Below are 19,447 nucleotides of genomic sequence, written 5' to 3' on the forward strand. Positions count from 1 at the left end.
CGGTGAGGCTGTCGATGACCTGGTGGATGACCTCATGGATGACCTGGTCACTGAGCATAACGCCGGAGCCGGAGCGGACCTTCCGCCGCGGGCCGCCGCCGGCCGCGGGGGCCCGCGCCTTACCATCGCACTTCGGCCGTCCCGCTGGACGGTTTCGCGCAACGAGGAGGCAACCGTGAGCTCGAATGTGTACGGCGTGACGGAGATCGTCGGAACCTCGACCAACGGGATCGAGGACGCCATCGACAACGGCATCGCCCGCGCGTCGACGACGCTGCGGGGGCTCAACTGGTTCGAGGTGACCGAGGTCCGCGGCCACATCGCCGACGGGCAGGTGGCGCACTACCAGGTCGGCATGAAGGTCGGCTTCCGGATGGACGCCTGAACCGGCGCGCGGGTCCCACTGTCGGACCCGCGTCCTACCCTGCTGCCATGACGATGACCCTGGCTATGGTGACCACCGATTCCACCGACCCCGGGCCGCTGGCGGCCTGGTGGGCCGAGCAGCTCGGCGGCACGATCGTGGCGGACAATGACGGCTTCTACTACATGGTGCAGGTGCCGGCCGGGCCGATGCTGGCCTTCCAGCAGGTCGAGGCGACCAGCCCCGGCAAGAACCGGCTGCACCTGGATCTGGTCTCCGCCGACCGGCCGGCCCAGGTCGAGCAGTTGGTGGCGGCCGGGGCCAGCAAGATCGCCGACCGCGACGGCGGCGGGTTCTGGTGGACGACCCTGGCCGATCCACAGGGCAACGAGTTCTGTGTGGCCGACAGCGGTGCCGACGGAACCGGCCACTAACGATCGAGCAGGCGGGCCCGGATCGCCTCCTGGACGTCCGGGCCCACGCCGATCGCCGCCAGGTAGCCGTCGAAGGAACCGAAGTTGCGCTCCACCGACGACCATCCGGCGTGCAGGAAGCTGGGGTCGACCCCGAGCAACGCGTCGTCGCTGTCGAAGTCGTCGCCGTACTTGACCCGCAGCCAGTCCCGCAGGCTGCCGATGGCGGCGTTACTGAGCAGGTACTCGGCCATGATCGAGTCCCGGTCGGCGCCCAGGATGCTCAGCAGGGTGGCGATGGTCCAGCCGGTGCGGTCCTTGCCGGCCGCACAGTGCACCAGCACGCTGCCGTCGGTGTCGGCCACCGCCCGCAGGATGGTGGCCACCGAGCGCTGAGCCGGTCCGAAGACCGGGATCGCCGCGTAGTAGCGACGGCTGCGCTCCAGCGGGGTGGCCGCGTCGGCGTGGTCGGCGGCCGCCGCGTGCACCGGCATGGTGCCGTCCTCGGGGTGGAACGGGGTCACCGAGACCGAGATGGACGCGGGCACCCGGTCGCGCCCTTCCCGCTCGATCTCCAGCTCGCCGCGCAGGTCGAACACGTCGGTGACGCCCAGCTTGACCAGCGCCTCCTGCCCGGCCGGGTCCAGCCCCGACAGCACCGCGCAGCGGTACACCAGGCCGTGGCGGACCGGTCCGTCCGGCGTCGGCGTGCCGCCGATGTCACGGAAGTTCCAGGTGCCGGACACGACGTCGGCGTGGGTCGGAATCACAATCGGTCCTTTCGGTGGGGGGCGGGCCCAGCACCGATCATGCCCTGACCGATCTCCCTGCGGTGCCTGCCGGGTAGATGCCGGGTGGACGGCCGGCGTCCACGAGCCGTCGAACACGGCCCTGCCGACCTCGGCTCGAAGTTCCACCTTCTGAAGCGGGACCGCGGGCCCGACCGGGTAGCGGCCGAGTAGCGATGGCCTGCTGATCGGACGGGCGGCCCCAGCCGGGCCCGAGCCCATCCCGGTGATCGCGCCGGTTGACCGGATCCGCTCCGAAGTTTCGGCGCGCTGATCGCCATGACGATCACGGCCGCCCTGTTCGGGCTCCCGCGGCACCACCGATGTCCTGGCCAACGTGCTGGCCTCGGAGTGCGACGGGTTCGGTCTGGCCGCCTTCCACTACTGGTTCGCGTGGATGAGCCCGCTCATCGTGCTGCACGGGCTCGCCGACTTCCCCACGCTGCTGGCCAGCAACTCCTTCGGCGACCCGGTGGTCGCCGCCACCTCGATCATGTACGTCGGCTAGGGCCTGCTGACCGTCCGTCCCCTGATCCGGGACCGGCTCAGGCGTCCCGGCGAACCAGCGTCACGACCGCCCCGACCACGGCCAGCACCACCCAGCCAGTGAAGACCGCGAAGCCCTGCCACGGAGTCAGCACGTCACCGGTGGTGGTCAACGCGCTGAACGCGTTGCCGGCGTTCGACGGCAGGTATTTGAGCACCGCGCTCCAGTCCGACGGCAGCAGGGCGGTGGCCAGCGCCGGCAGGAACAGCACCGCGCCGATGGTGGTGCCGATCGCGGCGGCCGTGCCGCGCAGCATCACGCCCAGCGCCAGACCGATGACGCCCAGCCCGACCAGGTAGTAGGCGTGCCCGAAGAGGGTGCGCACCACCCCGTCGTCCGACCACGTCAAGGTCGCGGCGCCGGCCCGGTCCAGGACGGCCATCCCGGCGAAGAACACCGCGATCAGGCCGACGAGCGTCACCGGCAGCACGACCGCGACGAACGTCAGCAGCTTGCTCCACAGCACCGGCAGCCGGCGCGGGACGGCGGCGAAGGTGGTGCGGATCATTCCGGAGGCGAACTCACGGGCGCCGACCACCGAGCCGTAGACGGCCACCAGCAGCACCGCGACATTGGCCCCGGCCAGGACGGTGTTCATCGGGCCGCCACGGCCGGCCACCGCGGGCGGGCCGCCGGTGGGTGTGGTGATGTCGCCGCCGGCGGCCATCGCGGCCAACACCCCGAACCCGACGATGACCACCGCCAGGGCGGCCAGGGTGAACCAGGTCGAGCGCAGCGAGCGGGTCTTGATCCACTCGGTGGACAGCACCCGCCCCAGGCTCGTCCGCTTCGCCGGGACCGCCTGCCGGTGATCCCCGGCAGGCGTGCGGGTGGTGGTGGACGTCGTGGTCGACGCAGTGGTGGTCCCGGTGGTTGCCATCAGGCGGCCCTCCTCTCGGGTTGGGCGACCGAACCGTGGTAGCTGACGGTGTCGCGGGTCAGTTCCATGAACGCCTCCTCCAGGGAGGGGACGACGTCGACGAGCTCGTACAGGACGACCCCGTTCGCGGCGGCCAGAATGCCGACGTCACGCGCGGACGCGCCCTCGATCTCCAGCCGCTGCGGGTCGTCGGAGGTGATGGCCACCTCGGGCCCGGCGAGCAGGTCCCGCAACCGGGTCGCGTCCGGTGTGACGACCCGCACCCGGTGCTGCGAGGACTGCCTGATGAAGTCGGCCATCGGCAGGTCGACCATGATCCGGCCCTGCCCGATCACGATGAGATGCTCCGCGGTGAGCTGCATCTCGCTCATCAGGTGGGACGACACGAAAACGGTCCGGCCCTGCGCCGCGAGCTCCTTGAGCAGGTTGCGGATCCACAGGATGCCGTCCGGGTCGAGGCCGTTCACCGGCTCGTCGAGCATGATCGTCTGCGGGTCGCCGAGCAGCGAGCCGGCGATGCCGAGCCGCTGGCCCATGCCGAGGGAGAACCCGCCGGCCCGTTTGCGGGCCACGTCGGTGAGCCCGACCAGGTCGAGCACCTCGTCGACCCGGCGCCCGCCGACCCCGATCGTGGCGGCGAGGGCGAGCAGGTGGTTGCGGGCGGACCGACCCTTGTCGATCGCCTTGGCCTCGAGCAACGCACCCAGCTCGGACAGCGGGGCCGGGGCGTCGCGGAACAGGTGCCCGTTGACGGTGGCCGTCCCGGACGTCGGCTTGTCCAGACCGAGGATCGACCGCATGGTGGTCGACTTGCCCGCCCCGTTCGGGCCCAGGAACCCGGTCACCACACCGGGCCGGACGGTGAAGGAGACGTGGTCGACGGCCGTGACCGTCTTGTCCCCCGACCCGTACTTCTTGGTCAGCTCATGTACTTCGATCATGCTGACCAGCCTTCCGCCGACCGGCCCGCCGCACATCGTCCGGGCGCAGGCTCCTGGGATACCGCGGATGCAGCAGGGCCCGCTCCCGCGGGGTCTCCCCCACCCCCACTCGGAGTTGATCATGGCGTTGGCTGCCGCGGATTCGGCGTGTCGTCGGCGTGTCGCGCAGCGTTCGCCATGATCAACTCGAGGCGGGCGAGGTGGCGTCGGGGTGCGGCGCGGGGTCGGCCCGGCTCAGCGGGGCCGGACCAGGCCGGCGCGGTAGGCCAGGACGACGAGCTGGGCGCGGTCTCGGGCGCCGAGCTTGGTCATCGCCCGGTTGACGTGGGTCTTGGCGGTCAGCGGCGACAGGTAGAGCCGGGCGGCGATCTCGTCGTTGGACAGGCCCTGCGCGACCAGTCCGACGATCTCCCGCTCCCGCTCGGTCAGCACGGACAGGTCCGGGCCGGCGGCCTCGTCCGGCGTGGCCGCCCCCGGTGCGGCCAGCGCCCGCTCGATCACCACCCGGGTCGCCCGCGGGGACAGTAGCGACTCGCCGCGGGCGATCACCCGGATCGCGTCGAGCAGCTGGGTCGGCGAGGCGCCCTTGCCCAGGAAGCCGCTGGCCCCGGCCTGCAGCGCGGCCAGGATGTAGTCGTCCTGCTCGAACGTGGTCAGCACCAACACCTTGACCTGCGCCAGCGCCGGGTCCCCGGTGATCTGCGCGCACGCGGCGACCCCGTCCAGGCCGGGCATCCGCACGTCCATCAGCACGACGTCGGGCCGCAGGGCGCGGGCCTGCCGGACCGCGTCCGCGCCGTCGATGGCCTCCCCGGCGACGGCCAGGTCGTCGGCACTGTCGATCAGCGCGGCGAACCCGCCCCGGATCAACGCCTGGTCGTCGGCCAACAGGACCCGGACGGTCACGACGGCACCGCCTCGACCGCCGGCCCGGTGACGGCCGGCCGGCCCGCGGCGGGCAGCTCCGCGCGGACGGTGAACCGGTCGCGGCCGGCCGGCCCGGCCCGGAGGCCGCCGCCGATGGCGGCGACCCGCTCGTACATGCCAGCCAGCCCCCGCCCGGAACCGGCGGCCCGGGAAAGGCCGGGCTCGACCGGGTTGTCCACCTCGACGACCAGCCCGGGCGGCCGGAAGGCAAACAGCAGGCGCGCAGTGCCGGCCCCGTGCTTGTGGGCGTTGGTCAGTGCCTCCTCGACGATCCGGTACGCGGTGACGTCGACCAACGGGCCCAGCGGAACGGGCGTTCCCTCCTGCCGGAAGACGATCTGCAGTCCGGTGCGGCGCAGCGACGCCACCAGCTGATCCAGCTCGGCCAGCCCGCGCGCTGGCTCCCGATCCGCCTCGTCGGAATCGGCACCGCGGAGCACGCCCAGCAGCGTGCCCATCTCGGTCAGCACCTGGGAGCTGGCCTCCCGGACGTGCCGCAGGGCCTCCGCGGCCCGCTCGGGATTCACCGGCAGCAGGTGTTCGGCGACCCCGGACTGCACGTTGATCACCGCGATCTGGTGGGCCACCACGTCGTGCAGCTCGCGGGCGATCCGCAGCCGTTCCTCGGTCACCCGGCGCTGCGCCTCCTCCTCACGGGACTCCTCGGCCACCCGGGCCCGCTCGCGCGCCTGGGCCAGGGCCAGTCGCTGTTGCCGCACTGAGATACCGACCACGGCCGACAGGACGCACCAGGTCGCAACGACGTAGGTCGTCGGCCGATCCCAGCGGTCGGCCGTGGCGAAACCCTGGGCGAGCAGCAGCAGTCCGGCCGACCCCGCGGCCGCCAGCAGCGCCCGCGCCACCGGCCAGCGGGTCGCCACCGTGTACAGGGCGACGAGCAGCGGCAGCAGGGCCGGCGACGGGCCCTGCTGCAGCAGGATCACCGCGACACCCGCCGTCAGGGTGACCAGCCAGACCGGCACCGGCCAGCGCCGGCGGACCGTCAGGGCCAGGCAGGCGACGACCACCAGCACCTGGGACACCGCGGTCGGGGTGATCGGCGTTCCGGGGAGCACGTTCACCCGGCCGGCGAAGGCCGGCCCCATGACCAGCAGCGCCAGCAACCCGTCCAGCAGGGTGGGGTGGGCGCGCAGCCAGCTGCCTGCCCTCGGCCACCACGTCATGCCAGCGACTGTAGGGCGACGGCCGGGCCCGCGTCGTGCGCCCCGCGCAGGCACCGACTCTCGCCGTCTACCGCGTCCGCAGTACCCCGCGGCCGACGTGCCCCGGCCGGACCTCGTGTGGCTTTGCGGGTCACCAGCTCCGCAGCGCGGTGACCGGCAGGCCGGGCAACGCGGCCCGGCCGCCCAGGGCGAGCAGCTCGGCGGCCACGGCGACCCCGACCACCTGCGCGCCGGCCCGGCGGAGCAGCCGGGTGGCCGCGGCCGCGGTGCCACCGGTGGCCAGCACGTCGTCGATCACCAGCACCCGGGCGCCCGGCGGCACGTCGTCCGGGTGCAGGTCGAGCCGGGCGGTGCCGTATTCGAGGGCGTACTCCTCGGACAGGATCCGGCCGGGCAGCTTGCCGGGCTTGCGGATGGCCAGCACGCCGGTGCCGGCCACCATCGCGGCGGCCGCGCCGAGCAGGAACCCGCGAGAGTCCAGGCCGGCGATCAGCGTCGCCTCCGGGGCGGCGCCGGCCAGCGCGACGGCGACCGCCCGCAGCGCGGGCCCGTCGGCCAGCACCGGGGTCAGGTCCCGGAACAGCACCCCCGGTTGCGGGAAGTCGGGCTGGATCCGGACCAGCCGATCCAGCGCGGCACCGGCCGCGCGGAGCGCCGCCGGATCCGCGGAGTCGGCGGGCACCCGGTTCAGCGGCTGCGCTTGCCGGACGGCTTGGGCCCGGAGCCCGATTTGCCGCGCGGACCGGTCTTGCCGGTGGGCCGCACCGGCTTGACCCCGGGCTTGGGCGCCGCCCCCGGCTTCGCATCCGGCCGGACGGCGGTGGCCGTCGAGGTGGCCGTCGAGCTGGCTGTCGCGGTGGCGACCGGCGAGCTCGCGGCCGCGGCGGCCACACGGGCCGGCCCTCCGGTCCGGGCGATCGGGTCGCCGTCGGCGTCCACGACCAACCCCTCGGCCTTGCGCTTGGCCAGCACCCGCGCGGTGTGGGCCTTGATCGCCGGATCGCGCAGCTTGAGGTCCACCGCGAACGGCACCGCGACGAACACCGACGAGTAGGCGCCGATGAGCATGCCGATCAGCATGACCAGCGAGAGGTCCTTGAGGGTGCCCGAGCCCAGGATGACCACGCCGGCGACCAGCAGCCCGGCCACCGGCAGCAGCGCGATCAGCGAGGTGTTGATCGAGCGCATCAGCGTCTGGTTGATCGCCAGGTTCGCCGCTTCCGGGTAGGTGCGCCGGTTGAGCGAGGTCAGGCCCTTGGTGTTCTCCTGCACCTTGTCGTAGACCACGACGGTGTCGTAGAGGGAGAAACCCAGGATCGTCAGCAGGCCGATCACGGTCGCCGGGGTCACCTCGAACCCGACCAGCGAGTAGATGCCGGCCGTGATGATCAGGTCGTGCAGCACCGAGACCACCGCGCCGGCGGCCATCCGTTTTTCGTACCGGATCCACAGGAACGCGGCCACCGCGACCAGGAAGACCAGCACCGCGAGCAGCGCCCGCTGGGAGATCTCCGATCCCCAGGTCTCGGACACCGCCGAGTCGGACACGCCGCCGGGCGGCGAGTAGGCCTGGTTGATCGCCGCCTTGGCCGCGACCACCTGGTCCACGCTCAGCGACGAGGAGGTCACCTGGATCTGGTTGCCGACCGTCTGCACCGACTCGGTCTCCACCCCGGTGGCCGAGGTGACCGTCTGCGCGATCTGCGAGTTGGACACGGACGCACTGTCGACCGGCTGGAAGGTCAGCGTGGTGCCGCCGGCGAAGTCGATCCCGTAGTGGAAGCCGCGGAACACGATCAGCAGGATCGAGGCGACCACCAGCGCCGAGGAGACGATGTAGTAGACCTTGCGCCGGCCCAGGATGTTGAAGGCGCCGGTGCCGGTGGACAGCCGGCTCAGGAACCCGGCCTGCCGGCCGTAGAGCTTGTCGCCGGTCGCGGCCGCGCTGACCGCGGCGGGCGTGTCCAGGCCGTCGTCGACACTCATACCGACACCTCCTTGGCGTCGAGCCGGGCGGCCGCCGCCCGTTGTCGGGCGCCGGCCTTGGCCACGCCACCCAGACCCGACCAGGTCGGCGACTGGAACAGCCGGGAGCCGGCGGCCAGGTGGACCAGCGGGTGGGTCACCAGGAACACCACGACCAGGTCCAGCACGGTGGACAGGCCCAGGGTGAAGGCGAAGCCCTTGACCTCACCGACGGCCAGGATGTACAGGATGAACGCGGACAGGAACGAGACCGCGTCGGCCGACAGGATGGTCCGTTTGGCCCGGGACCACCCGCGCGGCACCGCCGAGCGGAAGGTGCGGCCCTCGCGCACCTCGTCCTTGATGCGTTCGAAGTAGATGACGAACGAGTCGGCGGTGATGCCGATGGCGATGATCAGACCGGCGACGCCGGCCATGTCCAGCGAGTAGCCGATCCACCGGCCCAGCAGCACCAGCACCGGGTAGACCAGGCCGAAGGACAGGATCAGCGACAGGATCGTGATCAGGCCGAGCAGCCGGTAGTAGATCAGGCAGTAGACGACCACCAGCAGCAGGCCGATACCGCCGGCGATGATGCCGGCGATCAGGTACTGGTAGCCCAGCTCGGCGCTGACGTTGACCGACTCGGCCCGGTCGAAGGCCAGTGGCAGCGCGCCGAACTTGAGCGAGTTGGCCAGCGACGCCGCCGAGGCCTGGCTGAACGAGCCGGAGATCTCGGTGCCGGGGGTGGTGATGGCGCCGTCGATCCGGGGGGCGGAGATGACCTGGCCGTCCAGGGTCATCGCGGTCAGGGTCCCGACGTGCGCGGCGGTGTAGGACGACCAGGTCGAGTAGCCGTCGGACTTGAACGTCATGTTGACCACCCAGCCGGCGCCCTGGGTGCTCTGCCCGGAGCTGGCGGTCTCGATCTGGGTGCCGGAGATGATGGTCGGTTCGAGCAGGTAGATCGCGTCGCCGGTGTCCGAGCAGGCGATCAGCGGCTTGCTCGGGTCGTCCAGGCCGCGGTAGGGCTCCAGGTCGGCGCAGCTGATGGTCGGCATGACCGTCTGCGCGGAGGTCTGCCAGGCGGTGAATGCGGCCTGGTCGGTGCCCAGCGGCTGGGTCGGGTTCTCCGGGTTGCTGCCGGTCGGCCAGGTGACGGTGGACGCCGCGGTCGTGGCCGCTGTCGTGGCCGCAGTGGTGGGCGCCGCCGTCCCGGTGGCGGTCGCGGCGGCCGTATCGCTGGCCGCGGGCGTCGCGGCCGGGTCGGTCGCGTCGGTTTGGGCGGCGGCCAGGGCCGCGTCGTCGCCGCGCAACCCGGCCGGGGACGTCGCGGCCGGCGTCTCGGCGGCGGGGGTCGTCGCGGCCGCGCTGGGGGCCGCGGTGGCGGTGTCGCCGATGGCCGGCACGACCGCGGACGTCGGCGCCGGGGTGTCCCCGATGGCCGGGACGGTGGTCTGGGCCGAACCGGGGGCCGACGAGCCGGAGGCGCCGGTCTCGGTGCCGCTGGTGGCCGGGGTGGCGGTGCTGGGGGTGGTAGCCGTGCTCGCCTGCGGCGGGGTGTACCCGGCCGGGTACATCACGATCGGGTTGCCGCTGCTGTCGGCGACCACCGGCCGGATGTTCAGTTGCGCGGTCCGGGTCAGGCCGGACAGGTCCTCGTTGCCCGGAACGGTGACGACGAGTTGGTTGGCCCCGTCGATCTGCACCTGGGCGCCGACCACACCGGAGCCGTTGACCCGGCCCTCCATGATCGTGCGGGCCTGCTGCATCTGTTCGCGGGTTGGGTCGCTGCCGTCCACCGTGCGTGCGGTCAGGGTGATGCGGGTGCCGCCCTGCAGGTCGATACCGAGCTTGGGGGTGTTGCTTCCCGGAGTCAGGAACACCAACCCGTACAGCACGATGACGATGCCGACAAAGGTCCCGATCAATCTCCAGGGCCGCAAGTGCCCGGGGGGTGTTGCCACGTCGCGCCAATCCTCGTCCGTGCGGCGTCCCGACCATGAGCGTGGACTGACCTGGGCGCGGTCAGGGCCAGTCACGGGCGGGCCGTCAGCGATGGCGGGCGATCCTCACGCCCACACGATGATGCCCCGTCCCCTTGCGGGGCCGGGGCATCGCGAGCTTAGTTCAGGTCGTTGGACTTGCGGATGTTGATCCCGCCGTTGGTGCTGCCCGTGTCCGGGTCGGCGTCCACGATCTCGGTCGACTCGTCGGTGTAGGAGTCCTCGTAGCTCTCCTCAACCGGCCCGGGCACGACGACCTCGCGCACGGCGGCCCGCACCCAGGTGGTCCGCATGCCCGGCGCCACCTCGAGCTCGATGGTGTCGTCGGCGACGGCGGTCACCGTGCCGTGCAGGCCGGAGGTGGTCATCACCCGGGAACCGGGGACCAACTGGTTCTGCATCTCCTTGACCGCGGCGGCCTGGCGCTTCTGCTTCTTCATGCTGAAGTACATGAGGGCGCCGAGAGCGGCGAACATCAGGATCGGTAGCAGCATGCTTTCCATGACTTTGGTTCTCCTCGGTCCCGGTCTCCCGGCACTCATCTCGTCGGCGTGACCCGCGGGTGGCTCGTTGTCGCGTCGGCCGGGTCACAACCGGGCGCGGTCAGGCGTCGTCCGCGCAGTGAACGGGTCGCGGCGACCATTGGTTCCCAGGCCAAGGACCGGACGAGTCGCGGCCCGGTCGGTAGCGCCACGATACCGGACCGGGCAAGCCCGATCGGGGCCGAAACGCACGGTCGAGGGACCCGGCTCGGGCCCGCCCGGGCACGGTCAGTGGCGCGGCTCGCCCGGAGCCGGCGGCCGGGCGGCGAACGTCGCGGCCTGCGCGAGGTGCTCGGCCCCGGTCATCGCGGCCCGCCGCCAGGGCGGCATGCCCTCGATCTCGATCTCCAGGGAGAAGCTGAGCACGGTCCGGATGATCACGATCAGGCCCAGCACGCCGACGTTGGTCAGGGTGGGCTCGACCGCGACGGTGTGCACCAGGTCCGCGGCGACCAGCACCTCCAGCCCGAGCAGCAGCACGGCCCCGATCGAGCGGCGCAGCGTGCGGTAGGCGTGCTCGCCACCGGCCCGCCGCCACACCCGAGCCGACAGCACGGCGCACCAGATCAGGCCGACGACCAGCACCAGGGCGCCGACGACCTCGAACCCGCGGGCGACCTGCTCCATGATCTCGGCGAAGTGCACCCCTCGATCCTGACCGGTTCACCGGCCCGGCCCCACCTCCGAGTCGGACGAGATGACGGGCGGATCGGACGAGATCACGGGCCCGGTGAGAGCCCGTCGAACAGGCTGGCCTCGGCGGTCCGGGACTCCGCCTGCAGCTGGGCCAGGCCCAGGTGGTCCCAGGCGGCCGGGGTGGCTACCCGGCCGCGAGCGGTCCGGGCCAGCATGCCGATGCGCACCAGGAACGGCTCGCACACCTCCTCGACGGTGCTGGGTTCCTCCCCCACCGCGACGGCCAGCGTGGTCAGGCCGACCGGGCCGCCGCCGAACGACCGGCACAGCACGCTCAGTACGGCCCGGTCCAGTCGGTCCAGACCCATTTCGTCGACGTCGTAGACGGCCAGTGCGGCCCGGGCGACGTCGAGGGTGATCGCCCCGTCCGCCCGGACCTGGGCGTAGTCGCGCACCCGGCGCAGCAGCCGGTTGGCGATCCGCGGGGTGCCGCGGGAGCGACGGGCGATCTCGGCCGCGCCGTCCGGCCGCAGCTCGATGCCCAGGATTGCCGCGCTGCGGCTGATCACGATGGTCAGCTCGTCGGCCGAGTAGAACTCCATGTGCGCGGTGAAGCCGAACCGGTCGCGCAGCGGTCCGGTCAGCTGCCCGGACCGGGTGGTCGCGCCGACCAGCGTGAACGGGGCAATGTCCAGCGGGATGGAGGTCGCTCCCGGTCCCTTGCCGACCATCACGTCGACCCGGAAGTCCTCCATGGCCAGGTACAGCATCTCCTCGGCCGGGCGGGCGATGCGGTGGATCTCGTCGATGAACAGCACGTCGCCCTCGACCAGGTTGGACAGGATCGCGGCCAGGTCCCCGGCCCGCTCCAGCGCCGGACCCGAGGTCAACCGCAGCGCGGCGCCCAGCTCGGCGGCGATGATCATCGACAACGACGTCTTGCCCAGCCCGGGTGGGCCGGCCAGCAGCACGTGATCGGGCGGGGTGCCGCGCAGCTTGGCCCCGGCCAGCACCAGCTGCAGCTGCTCGCGCACCTTCTCCTGGCCGACGAACTCGTCCATCGAGCGGGGCCGCAGGGAGGCCTCGACGTCCGAATCGCCCGGCACCTGGCCGGGCGTGACGACCCCCTCCACCGACAGGTCCGGCAGTCCGTCCAGGTCCGGGTCGTGTTCGCCGCCCGGCGGCCGGCCGGTCATCGGTTGCGTCCCAGCAGGGCCAGCGCCCGGCGCAGCAACACGGCGACGTCACCGTTGGCCACCGCCGGATCCTCGTGCGCGGCCACTGCGACGACCGCGTCCTCGGCCTGCTTGGCGGTGAAGCCCAACCCGACCAGCGCATCGGTCACCTGCGGCCGCCAGGCCAGCGACCCGCTGGCCGCGCCGGCCACCGGGGCGACGCCGGCGGCCGGCGAGCCGACCGGGCCCACCTTGTCCCGCAGCTCCAGCACCAGCCGTTCGGCACTCTTCTTGCCGATGCCGGGGGCCCGGCACAGGGTGGCGGTGTCCCCGGCGGACAGGGCCCGGCGCAGCTCGTCCGGGTCGAGCACGGCCAGCAGGGCCAGGGCGATCTTGGGCCCGACCCCGGACACCGACTGGACCAGCTCGAACAGTTCCTTGCCGGCGGTGGTGGTGAACCCGAACAGGGTCAGCGAGTCCTCCCGAACCACCAGGGTCGTCCACAACCGGGCCGATTCGCCGCGGCGCAGCTCGGCCAGCGCGGCCGGGGTCGTGCGCACGGCCAGGCCGACGCCGCCCACCTCGATGACCGCATGGTCCAGATGGATGGCCAGCACCTCGCCGCGTACCGAACTGATCACCGGGACATCCTGCCCCGCGGCACCGACACTGCCGGCGCCGCCGCGGCCGCGGCGGCCAACCGGGACTGCATGGGCGAGCGCCACAGATGACACAGAGCCAGCGCCAACGCGTCGGCGGCGTCCGCCGGCTTGGGCGCCTCGGGCAGCTTGAGCAGCCGGGTGATCATGGCGGTGACCTGCGCCTTGTCGGCGTTGCCGTGCCCGGAGACGGCGGCCTTGACCTCGCTCGGGGTGTGCCAGGCGACCGGGATTCCGCGGCGCGCGGCGGCCAGCGCGACCACCCCGGAGGCCTGGGCGGTGCCCATCACCGTGCGCACGTTGTGCTGGCTGAACACCCGCTCGATCGCCACGGTGTCCGGCTGGTGCCGATCCATCATCGCCTCGACCCGGACCGCAATCTGCAGCAACCGCTCGGCCAGCGGCGCGTCGGCCGGGGTCCGCACGACCATCACCTCGACGGCCCGCGGCGGCAGACCGGGCCCGCCGTCGACCACGCCGATGCCGCACCGGGTGAGCCCGGGATCGACCCCCAGCACCCGCACCCGGACCTCCCCCACCGTCGAACCGGACCTGCCTGGAATCAGGAACGCCGGCCGGCCCGCAGCCGGCCGGCGAACACCTGTCCAGGACGCTACCCGGTCCGCAGCCGGATCAGCCGGCGGCGCGCTCCAGGGTGGGGCCCCACAGATCGGGCCCGAACACCTCGTAGCGGATGTTCTCCGGAGCGACGCCGCGGGCCAGCAGGGTGGAGCGGACGTGCCGCATGAACGGCAGCGGGCCGCAGGTGAACACCTGCAGGTCCGCGGGCAGGTCCAGCGTGGACAGGTCCATGTACCCGACCTGCGCACCGGTGTCGTCCGGGTCGACCTGCTCGTACCACGTGTAGGCGCTGAAGTTGTCGATGTGCCGGGCGACGTGCAGCACCGTCTCGCGCAGCGCATGGTCGCCGGCCGTCCGGTCGGCGTGCGCGATGATCACCTGGCGTTCGGGCTGGGTGCGGGCCAGGTGCTCGACGATGGGCAGCACGGTGGTGATGCCCGCGCCCGCGCTGGCCAGCAGCAGCGGCGAGTCCTCGTCGCCGATGACGAAATCACCGGCCGGGGCGCTGATGTCCAGCACGTCGCCGACCTTGGCCTGGTCGTTGAGGTAGGCCGAGACCTGGCCGTCGGGCGCGCCGTCGACCCCCTTGACCCGGCTGACCGTGATCTGCAGGCGGGTGCCGAAGGCGGTGGAGGACACGGTGTACTGGCGCGGCTGCCGGGAGCCGTCGGGCAGGTCGACGAACACCGACACGTACTGGCCCGGCTGCATCGTCGGCAGCGGCCCGCCGTCGGCCGGTTCCAGGACCAGGGACACCACGTCCTGGGTCTCCTCGATCCGCCGGGCGATCCGGTACGGCCGCAGCGGGCGCGTCGGGTCGACCCCGGCCTGCTGGTAGAGCTTGGCCTCCTCGGCGATCAGGATGACCGCGAAGAGCCAGTAGACCTCGGTCCAGGCGGCCGCGATCTCCGGCGTCACCGCGTCACCGAGCACCTCGGCGACCGCCCCGATCAGGAACTTGCCGACGATCAGATACTGCTCCGGGGTGATGCCCAACGACACGTGCTTGTAGGCGATGCGGGTCTTGACGTGGTCGAAGGAGGGCGCATCCGGGTCGATCAGGCTGACCGCGAAGGCGACGACCGAGGCGGCCAGCGCCTGGCTCTGCTCCCCCGAGGCCTGGTTGCCCTTGTTGAACACCCGCAGCAGCTCCGGGTGCGCGGCGAACATGTTCGGGTAGAACACCGCGGTGATGGCCTCCGCGTTCGCCGCGACCACCGCGGCGGTCGCCTTGACCACGGCTTCCGATTCGGGCGAGAGCAGCGGCGGGGCGGGGTGGATCGGGGCAGCGGCCGGCGAATCAGACAGAACGGACAACGGTGGCCTCCAGAAGGCGATTACGAGCCGGCGGCGCGGCGAGCCGGACCCGACAGGCGTGAGCACAAACCCGGTCACTCTTGTCGGCGCATCGTACCGGACGGCAGGGCATTAAGTCCCGACCGGCCGAGCCAGTGCCGGCGGCCTACTCGTTGTCGAGCTGCTCGGCGATCTCGTCGGAGATGTCCGCATTGGTGTAGACGTTCTGCACGTCGTCCAGGTCCTCGATCGCGTCCACCAGCTTGATCACCTTGCGGGCGCCCTCCACGTCCAGGGGCACGTCGACCGAGGCGATGAAGGTGGCGTCGGCCGAGTCGTACTCCAGCCCGGCCTCGGTCACCGCGGTCCGCACGGCGACCAGGTCGGTGGCCTCGGAGACGACCTCGAACGTCTCGCCCAGGTCGTTGATCTCCTCCGCCCCGGCGTCCAGGACGGCCAGCATCAAATCGTCCTCGGTGACGGTCGAGCCGTTGGACTGCTGCGGCACCAGCACGACGCCCTTGCGGCTGAACAGGTACGAGACGCTGCCCGGGTCGGCCATGGTGCCGCCGTTGCGGGTGACCGCCACCCGCACCTCGGAGGCGGCCCGGTTCCGGTTGTCGGTCAGGCACTCGATCATGATCGCGACGCCGTTGGGGCCGTAGCCCTCGTAGGTGATCGACTGGTAGTCGACCCCGCCGGCCTCGGCCCCGGACCCCCGCTTGAGCGCACGGTCGATGTTCTCGTTGGGGACCGAGGACTTCTTGGCCTTCTGGATCGCGTCGTAGAGGGTGGGGTTGCCGTCCGGGTCACCGCCCCCGGTGCGGGCCGCGACCTCGATGTTCTTGATCAGCTTGGCGAACAGCTTGCCCCGCTTGGCGTCCTTGGCCGCCTTCTGGTGCTTGGTCGTCGCCCATTTGGAGTGGCCACTCATCGCTCGCCCGGAACCCCTCGATACGTCGTCGTCATGCCGTCCGGGCAGCCGTTCGGCCACTGCCCGACAGACGATCCTACGTCCCCGGCCGGCGCTCGCCGGACGTCACCATGGACAGGAACAGCTCGTGCAGCCGGTCGTCGCCGGCGACCTCGGGGTGGAAGGACGTGACCAGCACCCGGCCCTGGCGCACCGCGACCGGGTGCTCGCCCACCCGGGCGAGCACCTGCACGTCCGGTCCGGTCCGCTCCACCCAGGGGGCGCGGATGAACACCGCACGCACCGGCCCGCCGTCGATGCCGGCGATGGCCAGGTCGGATTCGAAGGAGTCCACCTGACGGCCGAAGGCGTTGCGCCGCACCACGATGTCGATCGCGCCCAGCGGCACCTGATCGGGCCGGCCGTCCAGAATCTGAGAGGCCAGCACGATCATCCCGGCGCACGAGCCGAACGCCGGCAGCCCCGCGCGCAGCCGCGCGGTCAGTGGCTCGCGCAGCTCGAAGACGTCCAGCAGCCGGCAGATGGTGGTCGATTCCCCGCCCGGGATGACGATGCCGTCCAGCTCGGCCAGTTCGCGGGCCCGGCGGATCGGCCGGGCCGTCACCCCCAGGCCGGCCAGCGCGATCAGGTGTTCGCGCACGTCGCCCTGCAGGGCAAGCACCCCGATGACCGGGTCGGCCGGGCTCATCCGGGCTTCCAGGTCATCAGCACGACGATGACCACCAGCAGCAGCGAGGTGATCCCCGAGAACATCGCGACCCGCCGCCGGGCCGCGGCGACACCATCAGCGGCGCCAGCGGCGGCACCAGCGGCGGCACCAGCAGTCGACCCCGAACCGGCGCCGGCCCCGGTGAGCTGCGCGGCCGCGGTGCGCAGCGCCGGCACCACCCCGAACAGGCTCAGCCCCAGCGCGATCACATAAAGGATCAGCGAGCTGAGCACCCAACCGGTGGTGATCGTGGTGCCGTGGGTGGAAAAGCCCAGGATGCCGAAGCCGAAGATGACCACGAGCAGCGACAGCAGCGAGAGCAGGAAGGTGGACCGGGCCAGCACGTCGACCTGCTGACCCTGGCCGGCGCGAATCGCCCGCATCGCCGTCATCGGCAGGATGGCCAGTGGCCCGACGATGAACACCGCGGCGACGACATGCAAAGTGGCGAAGAGCGTTTCCATGCCCAGAGCGTAACGGCGGCCCGGTCAGCGCCGGGCCGGCGCCGGCGGGGCCAGGCGGTCGCCGGTGACCAGCGCGCCCGCCGGCTCAGCGACCCTCGGCCTCGGTGAACGGCGCGTCGGCGACCGGGCGGGTCGGAGCGACCGGCGCGGCCGGCCCGCCGGAGGGCACGGCCACCCGCTCGGGCAGCGCCGCGGAGCGGACCTGAACCCGGGGCAGCAGCAGGTGCAGCAGCGGGCCGATGGCCACCGCGTAGACCACGGTGCCGACGCCGACCACCCCGCCGAGCAGCCAGCCGATGCCGAGCACGGACAGCTCGATCACGGTGCGGACCACCCGGACCGAGCCGACGCCGCGGGCGACCAGACCGGTCATCAGACCGTCCCGCGGGCCGGGGCCCAGGCCGGCCCCGATGTACAGGGCGCCGGCCAGCGCGTTGCCGACCACCGAGACGACCAGCAGGCCGATCCGCACGGCCAGGTTGTCCACCGGCGGGATCAACCACAGGGTGGCGTCCACGGCAAACCCGATGATCGCGGCGTTGGCGATGGTGCCGACGCCCGGCCGTTGCCGCAGCGGGATCCACAGCAGCAGGACCAGCACCGAGACGATGGTGATCACCGCACCGTAGGACAGCGGCACCCACCGGTTGACCAGCTCGGTCAGCCCGAGGTGGAACACGTCCCACGGATCCAGGCCGAGCACGGCGCGGACCATCAGCCCCATGGTGAAGCCGTAGAGCAGTAACCCGCCCAGCAGCTGGCTGAACCGGCGGACCCGGCGGTCGGGCGGAATGGGGGTCAACACGCGCATGCCGGCCACTGTGCGCCAATGTGGTCTGGCTTTCCAGTACCAGTTGCGCAAAACTGGTCTGATGACCCAGACCACTCGTGTGTCGGCGGCCACCCTGGCCAAGCGGCTCGGCCCCGAGCCGGACGGCCGGGAGCAGCCGGCCTACCGCTCGCTGGCCGACCGCATCCGGGCCGCGGTGCTGGACGGGCGGCTGGCCGTGGGCACCGGCCTGCCGTCCGAACGGGAGCTGTCGACCGCGTTGGGCCTGTCCCGGACGACGGTCAACGCGGCCTACGCCCAGCTGCGGGACCAGGGCTGGTTGGTCTCCCGGCGCGGCTCCGGCAGCACGGTGCGGTTGCCGGAGGATCCGGCCGCCCCGCTGCGCGCGGCCGGCGCGTCACCGGCCGGCGCGACCTACGCCGCCGGCGGGATCTTCGGCTGGCGGGACGGAGTCGGCTGGCACGACGAGCTCGAGCGGGCGGCCGGGATGATCGACCTGACCACCGCCTGCCTGCCGGCCCCGGCCGCGCTGGCCGGCGCGGTGGCCACCGCCGCCGGCGAGCTGCTCCCCCGCTACCTGGGCACCGATGGCTACCTGCCGTTCGGCCTGCCCGAGCTGCGTGACGTCGTGGCCGCCCGCTACCGCGCGGCCGGCGTGCCGACCACCGCCGAGCAGATCCTGATCACCTCCGGCGCCCAGCACGCGTTCACCCTGGTGCTGGACACGCTGTCCGGACCGGCCGACCGGGTGGTGATGGAGTGCCCGACCTACCCGGTGGCGCTGGACGCCGTCCGCGACCGGCGGCGCACCCCGGTGCCGATCGGGCTGGGCGAGCCACCCGACGCGGCCTGGGACATCGAGCTGATGGCCGCCACCCTGCGCCAGTCGGCGGCCCGGCTGGCCTACCTGATGCCCGACTTCCAGAACCCGACCGGGGCGTTGATGGATGCCGCCACCCGGGAGGCGGTGGTGGTGGCGGCCCGGACGGCCCGCACGCTGGTCCTGGCCGACGAGTCGTTCCGGGACATGCCGTTCGCCGGCACCGCCGCGCTGCCGCCGCCGATGGCCGCGTTCGACATCGGGGCCGACGCGGCGGCCGGCTCGACCGTGCTCTCCCTCGGGTCGGTCTCCAAGTCGTTCTGGGGCGGGTTGCGGGTGGGCTGGGTGCGCGCCGCGCCGAGCCTGATCCAGCGACTGGCCGCGACCCGCGCGTTGGGCGACATGGCCGGCCCGGTGCTCGACCAGCTGGTGGTGGCCAGCCTGCTGGCCGATCCGGCCACGGCGCTGGCCGAGCAGCGGGGCCGGCTGGCCGCCGGCGCCGCCGCCCTGACCCAGGCGCTGGCCGTGCACCTGCCGGACTGGCAGCCGTCCCGGCCGACCGGGGGCACCTTCCTGTGGGTGCGGTTGCCCGGCCCGTTCGCCACCGACCTGGCCCTGCTCGCGCCCTCGGTCGGCGTCCGGATCGCCCCGGGACCCCGGTTCGGCCCGGACGGGACGATGGAGTCGTTCGTCCGGCTGCCCTTCACCGTGCCGCCCGAGCAGCTGGTCACGGCGATGCGCCGGCTGGCCTCGATCGCCGGCCGGGCCGCCGCCGGTTCGCGCACCGGCTTGCCCGGTTGGGTCGCCTGACCGGGCCGGCGCCGG

General features: G+C 72.6%; 22 protein-coding genes. 4 read left to right on the forward strand and 18 right to left on the reverse strand.

Going from position 1 to position 19,447, the window contains the following annotated elements:
• Positions 1 to 175: 175 nt before the first annotated feature.
• Positions 176 to 385 (forward strand): dodecin, encoded by a 210-nt coding sequence (locus NAMU_RS16715; RefSeq protein WP_015748575.1) that lies wholly within the window; start codon positions 176 to 178, stop codon positions 383 to 385.
• 47 nt (positions 386 to 432) lie between these two features.
• Positions 433 to 798, forward strand: coding sequence for a VOC family protein (locus tag NAMU_RS16720; RefSeq protein ID WP_015748576.1), 366 nt, complete (start codon positions 433 to 435; stop codon positions 796 to 798).
• Here NAMU_RS16720 and NAMU_RS16725 read toward each other — a convergent pair.
• On the reverse strand, positions 795 to 1,547 hold the full coding sequence (locus NAMU_RS16725; RefSeq protein WP_015748577.1) for a tyrosine-protein phosphatase: 753 nt from the start codon (positions 1,545 to 1,547) through the stop codon (positions 795 to 797). The genes NAMU_RS16720 and NAMU_RS16725 overlap by 4 nt on opposite strands.
• Positions 1,548 to 1,902: 355 nt before the next feature.
• Here NAMU_RS16725 and NAMU_RS30050 point away from each other — a divergent pair, with 355 nt between their 5' ends.
• A complete protein-coding gene (locus NAMU_RS30050; RefSeq protein WP_015748578.1) occupies positions 1,903 to 2,073 on the forward strand; it encodes a hypothetical protein in 171 nt (56 codons plus the stop codon).
• Positions 2,074 to 2,110: 37 nt separating this feature from the next.
• Here the strand turns inward: NAMU_RS30050 and NAMU_RS16730 are convergent, their stop codons facing one another.
• The 17 genes from NAMU_RS16730 to yczE form a co-directional block, all read right to left on the reverse strand.
• Positions 2,111 to 2,992 carry an ABC transporter permease gene (locus NAMU_RS16730; protein WP_015748579.1) on the reverse strand — a complete coding sequence of 294 codons (882 nt, stop codon included), beginning with the start codon at positions 2,990 to 2,992 and terminating at the stop codon, positions 2,111 to 2,113.
• Positions 2,992 to 3,933, reverse strand: coding sequence for an ATP-binding cassette domain-containing protein (locus NAMU_RS16735; RefSeq protein WP_015748580.1), 942 nt, complete (start codon positions 3,931 to 3,933; stop codon positions 2,992 to 2,994). The genes NAMU_RS16730 and NAMU_RS16735 overlap by 1 nt, the downstream gene beginning before the upstream one ends.
• A 234-nt stretch (positions 3,934 to 4,167) precedes the next feature.
• Positions 4,168 to 4,839, reverse strand: coding sequence for a response regulator (locus NAMU_RS16740; RefSeq protein WP_015748581.1), 672 nt, complete (start codon positions 4,837 to 4,839; stop codon positions 4,168 to 4,170).
• Positions 4,836 to 6,044, reverse strand: a complete 1,209-nt coding sequence (locus NAMU_RS16745; RefSeq protein WP_015748582.1) for a sensor histidine kinase — start codon at positions 6,042 to 6,044, stop codon at positions 4,836 to 4,838. Before NAMU_RS16745 ends, NAMU_RS16740 begins: the two co-directional genes overlap by 4 nt.
• Positions 6,045 to 6,174: 130 nt before the next feature.
• Complete coding sequence (locus NAMU_RS16750; RefSeq protein WP_015748583.1) at positions 6,175 to 6,726, reverse strand: adenine phosphoribosyltransferase; 552 nt, start codon at positions 6,724 to 6,726, stop codon at positions 6,175 to 6,177.
• A 5-nt stretch (positions 6,727 to 6,731) separates the two neighbouring features.
• Positions 6,732 to 8,030 carry a protein translocase subunit SecF gene (gene secF, locus NAMU_RS16755; protein WP_015748584.1) on the reverse strand — a complete coding sequence of 433 codons (1,299 nt, stop codon included), beginning with the start codon at positions 8,028 to 8,030 and terminating at the stop codon, positions 6,732 to 6,734.
• Positions 8,027 to 9,976: a protein translocase subunit SecD gene (secD, locus tag NAMU_RS16760; protein WP_015748585.1), complete on the reverse strand. Its 1,950-nt coding sequence runs from the start codon at positions 9,974 to 9,976 to the stop codon at positions 8,027 to 8,029. Before secD ends, secF begins: the two co-directional genes overlap by 4 nt.
• A gap of 158 nt (positions 9,977 to 10,134) precedes the next feature.
• Positions 10,135 to 10,518 (reverse strand): preprotein translocase subunit YajC, encoded by a 384-nt coding sequence (yajC, locus tag NAMU_RS16765; RefSeq protein ID WP_015748586.1) that lies wholly within the window; start codon positions 10,516 to 10,518, stop codon positions 10,135 to 10,137.
• A gap of 267 nt (positions 10,519 to 10,785) precedes the next feature.
• Positions 10,786 to 11,202, reverse strand: a complete 417-nt coding sequence (locus tag NAMU_RS16770) for a DUF1622 domain-containing protein (RefSeq protein ID WP_015748587.1) — start codon at positions 11,200 to 11,202, stop codon at positions 10,786 to 10,788.
• Positions 11,203 to 11,276: 74 nt separating this feature from the next.
• Positions 11,277 to 12,389: a Holliday junction branch migration DNA helicase RuvB gene (gene ruvB / locus NAMU_RS16775; protein WP_015748588.1), complete on the reverse strand. Its 1,113-nt coding sequence runs from the start codon at positions 12,387 to 12,389 to the stop codon at positions 11,277 to 11,279.
• On the reverse strand, positions 12,386 to 13,009 hold the full coding sequence (ruvA, locus tag NAMU_RS16780; protein WP_015748589.1) for a Holliday junction branch migration protein RuvA: 624 nt from the start codon (positions 13,007 to 13,009) through the stop codon (positions 12,386 to 12,388). Before ruvA ends, ruvB begins: the two co-directional genes overlap by 4 nt.
• A complete protein-coding gene (gene ruvC / locus NAMU_RS16785; protein ID WP_015748590.1) occupies positions 13,006 to 13,551 on the reverse strand; it encodes a crossover junction endodeoxyribonuclease RuvC in 546 nt (181 codons plus the stop codon). Before ruvC ends, ruvA begins: the two co-directional genes overlap by 4 nt.
• A 109-nt stretch (positions 13,552 to 13,660) precedes the next feature.
• Positions 13,661 to 14,848 carry a globin domain-containing protein gene (locus NAMU_RS16790; RefSeq protein ID WP_015748591.1) on the reverse strand — a complete coding sequence of 396 codons (1,188 nt, stop codon included), beginning with the start codon at positions 14,846 to 14,848 and terminating at the stop codon, positions 13,661 to 13,663.
• 223 nt (positions 14,849 to 15,071) lie between these two features.
• Complete coding sequence (locus NAMU_RS16795) at positions 15,072 to 15,839, reverse strand: YebC/PmpR family DNA-binding transcriptional regulator (RefSeq protein WP_015748592.1); 768 nt, start codon at positions 15,837 to 15,839, stop codon at positions 15,072 to 15,074.
• 76 nt (positions 15,840 to 15,915) lie between these two features.
• Positions 15,916 to 16,527, reverse strand: coding sequence for a pyridoxal 5'-phosphate synthase glutaminase subunit PdxT (gene pdxT, locus NAMU_RS16800; protein ID WP_015748593.1), 612 nt, complete (start codon positions 16,525 to 16,527; stop codon positions 15,916 to 15,918).
• The gene (locus tag NAMU_RS16805; protein ID WP_015748594.1) at positions 16,524 to 17,012 is read right to left on the reverse strand and encodes a DUF2269 family protein; all 489 of its coding nucleotides are present in this window, start codon (positions 17,010 to 17,012) and stop codon (positions 16,524 to 16,526) included. Before NAMU_RS16805 ends, pdxT begins: the two co-directional genes overlap by 4 nt.
• Positions 17,013 to 17,097: 85 nt before the next feature.
• A complete protein-coding gene (yczE, locus tag NAMU_RS16810; protein ID WP_015748595.1) occupies positions 17,098 to 17,823 on the reverse strand; it encodes a membrane protein YczE in 726 nt (241 codons plus the stop codon).
• A gap of 61 nt (positions 17,824 to 17,884) precedes the next feature.
• Between yczE and yczR the strand changes: the two genes are divergently transcribed.
• A complete protein-coding gene (yczR, locus tag NAMU_RS16815; protein WP_015748596.1) occupies positions 17,885 to 19,432 on the forward strand; it encodes a MocR-like transcription factor YczR in 1,548 nt (515 codons plus the stop codon).
• Positions 19,433 to 19,447 lie beyond the last annotated feature (15 nt).

Source organism: Nakamurella multipartita DSM 44233 (genome assembly GCF_000024365.1).
Taxonomy (GTDB): Bacteria; Actinomycetota; Actinomycetes; order Mycobacteriales; family Nakamurellaceae; genus Nakamurella; species Nakamurella multipartita.